The organism is Streptomyces flavofungini, assembly GCF_041028215.1.
Classification (GTDB): Bacteria; Actinomycetota; Actinomycetes; order Streptomycetales; family Streptomycetaceae; genus Streptomyces; species Streptomyces flavofungini_B.
On record NZ_JASKYR010001219.1, the window covers coordinates 1 to 1,744 of the forward strand.

3 protein-coding genes are annotated in these 1,744 nt (G+C 73.9%); 1 reads left to right on the plus strand and 2 read right to left on the minus strand.

The genetic code is table 11. The features are described 5' to 3' along the window. Positions 1–73: 73 nt before the first annotated feature. Positions 74–340: a DUF4031 domain-containing protein gene (locus AB8Z36_RS39890; RefSeq protein ID WP_369218249.1), complete on the minus strand. Its 267-nt coding sequence runs from the start codon at positions 338–340 to the stop codon at positions 74–76. Further along, the gene (locus tag AB8Z36_RS39895; protein ID WP_369218250.1) at positions 337–693 is read right to left on the minus strand and encodes a hypothetical protein; all 357 of its coding nucleotides are present in this window, start codon (positions 691–693) and stop codon (positions 337–339) included. Before AB8Z36_RS39895 ends, AB8Z36_RS39890 begins: the two co-directional genes overlap by 4 nt. A gap of 105 nt (positions 694–798) precedes the next feature. Between AB8Z36_RS39895 and AB8Z36_RS39900 the strand changes: the two genes are divergently transcribed. After that, on the plus strand, positions 799–1,722 hold the full coding sequence (locus AB8Z36_RS39900; RefSeq protein ID WP_369218251.1) for a MurR/RpiR family transcriptional regulator: 924 nt from the start codon (positions 799–801) through the stop codon (positions 1,720–1,722). The last annotated feature ends 22 nt before the right edge of the window (positions 1,723–1,744 follow it).

The following is a 1,744-nucleotide window of genomic DNA, read 5'->3' on the forward strand; positions in this document are numbered from 1 at the left end:
CCCCGGCCCTGAACGCCCGGCGCGTCGCCGCTGAGCGAACAAACCCCCAATGGGCGGGCCCGCACGCGGGCCCCTACGCGGGCCGCCCCTTGGGCCTCCGCAGCCCCGCCTCCGTGAGCCGCCGCACCAGCTCCTTCGAGCCGATCTCGACCGCCCCCGCCCGCACCGCGTCCTCGTACCGATGGGACGGCAGGTCGTAGTGGTCGCGCTCGAAGGCGCGCGGCGGTACGCCGATAGCGGCGGCGAAGGCGTGCAGCTCCTCGTACGAGACGTCGCTGACCAGGTGCGACCACAGGCGGCCGTGGCCCGGCCACACCGGCGGGTCGATGTAGACCGTCACGTGAGCCCGCCGACCGGCGCCACGACGACGCCCGCCTTGCCGCAGACCCAGTGCGGGTCAGGCCCCAGCTCCGGTTCGACGTCGAGCGCGTGGGGGTCGCCCGAGCCGCAGACGGGGCAGAGCGGCCACCGCCCGTACCGCTCCAGGAGCGAGTCCTGGACGTCCTGGGCAACGAGCCCGGCCACGTACTCGATGCCCTCGGGCCACTGCTCGACCCACCAGCGCCGGTGCGCCACCGACTCCTCGACCAGGGAGACGACCTCGGCCTCCGCCACCTGCCGGGCCACGAGGTCGGCGAGGACGAGCGCGCGGGCGGCGTGCAACGCCTGCTCCAGTGGGTCGATCGTGTCCATGCCCTCCATTGTCGCCCCGCACGTGGCGGACGAGAAAAGATGGGGGTGCCGACGAAGAGAGACGGGGGTATTGACCGGGGCCCGTGCCGAAAATATCTTTCAGAAGTGACCCATGACGTGAAGGAAATTTTCACCGGCGCGGCACCTCCCGCCCCCGCCGCCCTCGCGGCCAAGGTGCGGACCCTCGCACCCTCGATGACCCGGTCCATGCAGCGGGTCGCCGAGGCCGTCGCCGGTGACCCGGCCGGCTGCGCGGCCCTCACGGTCACCGGCCTCGCCGAGCTCACCGGGACCAGCGAGGCCACGGTCGTCCGCACCGCCCGCCTCCTCGGCTACCCGGGCTACCGCGACCTGCGGCTCGCCCTTGCCGGACTCGCCGCCCAGCAGCAGTCCGGGCGCGCGCCCGCCGTCACCGCGGACATCGCCGTCGACGACCCCATCGCCGACGTCGTCGCGAAGCTGGCCTACGACGAGCAACAGACCCTCGCCGACACCGCGGCCGCACTCGACACCGTGCAGCTCGGCGCGGCCGTCGCCGCCCTCGCGGGCGCCCGCCGCGCGGAGATCTACGGAGTGGCGGCCTCCGGCCTCGTTGCCCAGGACCTGGCCCAGAAGCTGCTGCGCATCGGCCATGTGGCGCACGCGCACTCCGACCCGCACCTCGCCGTCACCAACGCCGTGACGCTGCGCGCCAAGGACGTGGCGATCGCCATCACCCACTCCGGTTCGACGGGCGACGTCATAGAGCCGCTGCGCGTCGCCTTCGAGCACGGGGCCACCACGATCGCGATCACAGGCCGCCCGGACGGCGCGGTCTCCCAGTACGCCGATCACATACTGACCACCTCCACCGCCCGCGAGAGCGAGCTGCGCCCCGCCGCCATGTCCTCGCGCACGAGCCAACTGCTCGTCGTGGACTGCCTGTTCGTCGGCGTCGCCCAGCGGACGTACGAAACGGCGGCCCCCGCCCTCGCCGCCTCCTACGAAGCGCTCGCGCACCGCCACAGCCCGCGCGGCGGCGCCCGCTGACCCCGGCCGGACGCCGCGACCC

Excerpts from the sequence above, each read along its gene's own strand:
- AB8Z36_RS39895 (WP_369218250.1), bottom strand. The coding sequence starts at position 693 with ATGGACACGATCGACCCACTGGAGCAGGCGTTGCACGCCGCCCGCGCG.